2 protein-coding genes are annotated in these 6000 nt (G+C 76.6%); both read left to right on the plus strand.

The genetic code is table 11. The features are described from left to right. Positions 1-327: 327 nt before the first annotated feature. A complete protein-coding gene (locus ACFUK0_RS24820; RefSeq protein ID WP_380253786.1) occupies positions 328-4248 on the plus strand; it encodes a glycosyltransferase in 3921 nt (1306 codons plus the stop codon). 6 nt (positions 4249-4254) lie between these two features. Continuing rightward, positions 4255-5916, plus strand: coding sequence for a DUF5719 family protein (locus ACFUK0_RS24825; RefSeq protein ID WP_380253788.1), 1662 nt, complete (start codon positions 4255-4257; stop codon positions 5914-5916). The last annotated feature ends 84 nt before the right edge of the window (positions 5917-6000 follow it).

The following is a 6000-nucleotide window of genomic DNA, read 5'->3' on the forward strand; positions in this document are numbered from 1 at the left end:
GCCCACGGGCGGCCCCGGCGCCGACGGCCCCGCGCAGGCCGCGCCCCGGCCGACAACCGCATCAGATGTGCCGGCGCCCCACCGGATGGTGGGGCGCTTTCGCATTCCCGGACCACCCCTGCGCGGACACCGCTGACACCGACACCGGAAAGAGCCGTTAGTGTGGTGCGCCATCCGGGTGCCTACGTATCCGGCCGGCGCACCGCCGCCCCCGTACCGACGAAACGTCGAGGCGGCAGCGCGCACCATCTGCCGGAAACCGGCTGCATCCACCGGCTGCACCCACTGACGGCTGCATCCACTGAATAACTGGGGCCAGCGCACTCGATGACTGTCTACAGCCACCAGAGCGGCTTCTCAGCTGCCAGGCCGCCCGCGTACCCGCGCCACCTGGTCACCGCCGTGATCGTCTCCCACGACGGCGCCCGCTGGCTGCCGCAGGCCCTCGCCGGACTCCTCGGCCAGGACCGCCAGGTGCAGCGGATCCTCGCCGTCGACACCGGCTCCACCGACGCCTCCCCCCAGCTGCTCGCCGACACCCTCGGCGACTGGCTCCCCGAGAGCGGCCCGACCGTCCTCAGCCGCCGGGCCGGCTTCGGCACCGCGGTCGCCGACGCGGTCTTCAACAGCCCGCCGCTGCGCCCCGAGGACCTGCCGTACAGCCTCGACCCCTCCGGCTACGACCCCGTCACCGGCGGCTGGGACGACTTCGGCGACCCGCTCGGCGCCGAGGACGAACTCGGCCGCGGCGGCCCCCGGGAGACCCAGCCCGTCGAGTGGCTCTGGCTGCTGCACGACGACTGCGAACCGCAGACCGACGCGCTGCGCCGGCTGCTCCAGGTCGCCGACTCCACGCCGTCCGCCGCCGTCGTCGGCCCCAAGCTGCGCAGCTGGTACGACCGCCGCCAGCTGCTGGAGGTCGGCGTCAGCATCGCCCGCTCCGGCCGCCGCTGGACCGGCCTGGACCGTCGCGAGCAGGACCAGGGGCAGCACGACCAGGTCCGCCCCGTCCTCGCCGTCTCCACCGCCGGCATGCTGGTGCGCCGCGACGTCTTCGAGGACCTCGGCGGCTTCGACCGGGCCCTGCCGCTGATGCGCGACGACACCGACTTCTGCTGGCGCGTCAACGCCGCCGGCCACCGCGTCGTGGTCGCCCCCGACGCCGTCCTGCGGCACGCCGAGGCCGCCAGCCGCGAACGCCGGGCCATCGACTGCGCCTCCGCCCACCCGCACCGGGTCGACAAGGCCGGCGCCGTCTACACCCTGCTCGCCAACTCCAAGGGCCTGCTGCTCCCGTACGTCCTGCTGCGGCTCGTGCTCGGCACGCTGCTGCGGGTCGTCGCCAACCTGGTCGGCAAGGACCCGAAGCAGGCCTTCGACGAGCTGGCCGGCCTCGGCCACGAGCTGATCCGGCTGCCCCGGCTGCTGCTCGCCCGCAAGCGCCGGGCCAGGACGCGGGCCGCCGACCCGCTCGACGACCGCACGCTCTTCCCCGCCCCCGGCGCCACCGCCCGGCTCGCCGTCGAGGGCGTGATCGGCTCGCTCGGCATCGGCGGCGCCGACGACTCGGGCGCGGGCCGGCACGGCTCGGTCGAGGCCGGCCCCGGCGACGAGGACTCCGAGGACCTGGTCGTCGAGCAGTTCGCGCTGATCAAGAAGCTCGCCCGGCGCCCGGCGCCCGTCCTGTTCGCCACCCTGCTGGTCTTCGCGCTGGCCGCCTGCCGCCCGCTGCTCGGCAGCGGCTACCTGCTCGGTGGCGCGCTGCTGCCGGCCGCCGACGGCGCCGGCGGCCTGTGGGACATGTTCGCCGCCGCCTGGCACCCCGTCGGCACCGGCTCCACCGCCACCGCGCCGCCGTACCTCGGCGTCCTGTCGGTGTTCTCCTGGCTGCTGTTCGACCACGCGGACCTCGCCGTCACGGTGCTGGTCGTCCTCGCCGTCCCGCTCGCCGCGGTCAGCGCCTACCTGGTCTCCCGCCCGCTGCTGGACTCCAAGATCGTCCGCGGTTGGGCCAGCGCCACCTACGCCCTGCTGCCCGCCGCCACCGGCGCGCTCGCACAGGGCCGGATCGGCACCGCCGTCCTCGCCGTCCTGCTGCCGCCGCTGGCCCGCGCCGCCGCCATCACCGTCGGCCTCGGCATCCGCGCCGAGACCGCCGCCAAGGGCGCCCGGCCCGGCTGGCGCAGCACCTGGATGACCGTCCTGCTGCTCACCCTCGTCACCGCCTTCGTGCCGCTGGCCTGGGCGCTGGCCCTTCCGCTCCTGGTCGCCGTGCTGGTGACCGCCGTCGTGCGCGGTGGCGCGTTCGGCTCCGGCGCCCAGGCGCTGCGGCTGCTCGGCCTGCGCGTGCTGATCATCCTCGGCATGCCCGTGCTGGTGCTCGCGCCCTGGTCGCTGGAGGTGCTCTCGCACCCGTCCCGGCTGCTGCTGGAGGCCGGCCTGCCCGGCCTGAGCGGGCACCCGGCGACCTCGCTCGGCCTCGTCCTGGTCAACCCCGGCGGCTCCGGCGTCCCCCCGGTGTGGATGTCGGCCGGCGTGGTGCTCGCCGCGCTCGCGGCCCTGCTGCGCGCCGACCGCCGCCGCGCGGTGCTCGCGGCCTGGGGTGCGGCCGGCGCCGGCATGGTCTTCGCCGTCGCCGTGGCCGGCACCAGCGTGACCCCCGCCTCCGGCGGCGGCGCCGTTCCCGCCTGGGCCGGCCCCGCCACCCTGCTCACCGGCATCGCGCTGGTCGCCGCCGCCGCGATCGGCGCCGACGGCGCCAACGCCCGGGTCGCCGGCATCGCCTTCGGCTGGCGCCAGCCGGTCGCCGCCCTGGTGGTGGCCGCGGCGGTGCTCGCACCGCTCGGCACCGCCGTCTGGTGGGCCGTCACCGGTGCGGACGGCCCGATGCGCCGGATCTCCTCGCCCGCCCAGGTGCCCGCCTTCATCGCGGAGGAGTCCGGCACCACCGACCGCTCCCGCACTCTCGTGCTGACCGGTGACGCGGACGCCGCCTCGGTGCGGTTCGCCCTGGTCCGCGGCGCCGGCCTGACCCTCGGCCAGGCCGAGGGCACGGTCGCCACCGGTGGTTCCGGCAACGGCCTGACGGCGCTGGTCGGGGACCTGCTGGCCGGCTCCGGCGCCGACCAGGCGAGCGCGCTGGCCGGGTACGGCATCGCGTACGTGCTGGTGCAGGACCCGATGATCGCCAGGAGCGCGGCCGTACTGGACGCCACCCCCGGGCTGACGAAGGTCAGCCAGGACGGCGGCACCGCGCTGTGGCAGGTCGGCGGAGTCCCCGCGACCCGGGCCGTGATCACCACCCCCGGGGCCCTCCCGGTCGCGGTGCCCTCCGGCGAGCGCGACCTGGACACCACCCTCCCGGCCGGCCCCGAGGGCCGGGTACTGCGGCTCGCCGAGCAGGCCGACCCCGGCTGGACGGCCACCCTCGACGGCACCGCACTGACCGCCACCACCGTCGACGGCTGGGCGCAGGGCTTCAAGCTCCCCGCGGCCGGCGGCAAGCTGTCCGTCACCCGTGAGGGCAGCATGGCGCACACCGGCTGGATCTGGGCCCAGTTCCTGATCGGCCTGACCGTCCTGGTGCTGGCCCTGCCCGGCCGCCGCAACCACAACGACGACGACCTCCCCGAGGAGGTGGTGGCCGCTGCCGCGCTGGCCGCCGCCGCCCAGGCGCAGGCCCCCGCACCCGGCAGCCGCCGGGCCCGGCGGATGGCCGAGCGCGGCGAGGGCGACGGCACGGAGGACGGCGGCGTGTACGAGGGCCTGGCCGGCGCCGTCCCGGCCCAGCCCGCGGGCGAGCCCGAGCCGCTGCGCGCGGCCGAGAACGCGGCGCACGGCGGCGATCCGTACGCGGACCCTTACAGCGCCGACCCGTACCAGCAGCAGGCCTACCAGCAGGCCGACCCGTACAGCGCCGACCCGTACAGCTGGGACGCCTCCCAGTCCAACGGCCGGGGCTACCAGGCCGCGCCGCAGGAGCAGCCCGCCGCCGCGCCGTACGGCGGCCAGGACGGCTACCAGCAGCAGGCGTACCAGCAGGGCGGCTACGACCCGTACCAGCAGCAGCCCGAGCAGCAGTACGGCTACGACCCGTACCAGCAGCAGCAGGAGCAGCAGCAGCCGTGGGTGCCGGGGCAGCAGCAGCCCGAGACCGAGCAGTACTACGACCCGAACGACCGGAACGACCCGAACGACCCGAACCGGCCGGGCCGGCCGTACCCGCACCACAACGGATCGGGGAACTGACCCGCGATGAAGAAGCCCACGTTCAAGATCCCCTCGCAGTCGTCCCCGGCCGACGGGCCGGCCGGCGCCGAGGCACCGTCGGGCGGGCCCGGCGGCCTGACCAGGACCACCCAGTCGCTGCTGGCCGCGGCCGTGGTGCTCGCCGTGGTGTTCGGCGTCGCCGAACTGCGGCCGCCGGCCAAGGCCGCCGTCGCCGCCGGTGCGGCCACCACCGCCCAGGTGGAGCGCACCTCACTGGTCTGCCCGCAGCCCCTGCAGGGCCTGACCGGCACCACCGCGCTCACCGCGTTCAGCCCGGCGGGCGCCACGGCCACCGGCGGCACCGGCTACGTCACCGACATCGCCCCGCCGCCCGCCGCCCCCACCGCGGCGCCCTCGGCGGCCGCGGACCCGGCCGCCCCCGCGGCCACCCCGGCCGCGACCCCGGCGGCCGTCCCGGGCGCCGCGGCCGCCCCCGCCGACGCCCGGCTCGTCCTCGCCAAGCCCGGCGTCCCGGTGGTGGCCCCGGCCGCCAACGGCGACACCGCGCCCGGCAGCACGGCCGCCGCCACCGACGGCTACGCCCCGGGCTTCACCGTCAGCCAGACCACCACCGTCACCGAGCAGCGCGGCCTCGGCCTCTCCGGCGTCACCTGCGGCCCGGCCGGCACGGGCTTCTGGTTCGCCGGCGCGAGCACCACCGACGGCCGGACGGACTACGTCAGCCTGACCAACCCCGGCTCCGTCCCCGCGGTCGCCGACCTGAAGCTGTACGGCGACAAGGGCCTCATCGAGAACGACGCGGCCACCGGCATCACGCTCGCCCCCGGCACCTCGCAGTCCGTCCTGCTGTCCACCCTCACCAAGGGCCCGGTCGCCGACCTCGCCGTCCGGGTGGTGGCCCGCAGCGGCCGGATCGGCGCCGCCCTGCACGCCGCCGACGGCAGCAAGGGCGCCGACTGGGTGCCCGCCTCGGCCGACCCGGCACCCGTCCAGGTGCTGCCCGGCCTGCCCGCCGACGCCTCCTCCGCCCGCCTGGTGGTGATGGCCCCGGCCGACGACGACGCCGACCTGAAGATCCAGCTGTCCGGCAAGAACGGCTGGTTCACCCCGGCCGGCAACGAGTCGATCCACGTCAAGGCCGGCATGGTCGCGGCCGTCGACCTCGGAAAGATCACCCGCGACGAGGTGGCCGGTCTGCGCCTGTCACCCACCGACGAGAAGCACCCCACCCCGGTGGTGGCCGGCCTGCGGGTCGACCGCACCGGCGCGAACGGCAAGTCGGACGCCGCCTGGCTCACCGGCGCGGTGCCGATCGGCACCCGCGCGAGCATCGCCGACAACCGGGGCGGCGGCGCGTCCACGCTCTACCTGACCTCGACGGGTGAGGCGGCGACCGTCCGGGTGACGTCCTCGGCCGGCTCCGGCGGCGGCACCCCCGCGGCCGGCACCGAGGTGCAGATCCCGGCGGGCGGCACGGTCGCCCTGCCGGCTCCGGAACCGGCCGGGCTGAGCGGCACCTTCGCGGTCACCCTGGAGACGGTCTCCGGCGGCCCGGTCGTCGCGGCCCGGATGCTCGCCGTCGCCACCAAGGACGTGCCGATGTTCACCATCCAGTCCCTGGCCGACGACCGCAGCACCGTCCGCGTCCCGCACGCCGACCAGGACCCGGGCCTGCTGGTCCGCTGAGCCGCCGCGGGGGGGGGGGGGGCGCAACGCGCCCCCCACACCGCGGGCCACACCAACGGGAGAGAAAAAAAAAGCCAAACAGCA

Origin of the sequence: Kitasatospora sp. NPDC057223 (genome assembly GCF_042669755.1) — a bacterium.
Classification (GTDB): domain Bacteria; phylum Actinomycetota; class Actinomycetes; order Streptomycetales; family Streptomycetaceae; genus Kitasatospora.

Coding starts and splice junctions, on each gene's coding strand:
- ACFUK0_RS24820 (WP_380253786.1), top strand. CDS start 328: ATGACTGTCTACAGCCACCAGAGCGGCTTCTCAGCTGCCAGGCCGCCC.
- ACFUK0_RS24825 (WP_380253788.1), top strand. CDS start 4,255: ATGAAGAAGCCCACGTTCAAGATCCCCTCGCAGTCGTCCCCGGCCGAC.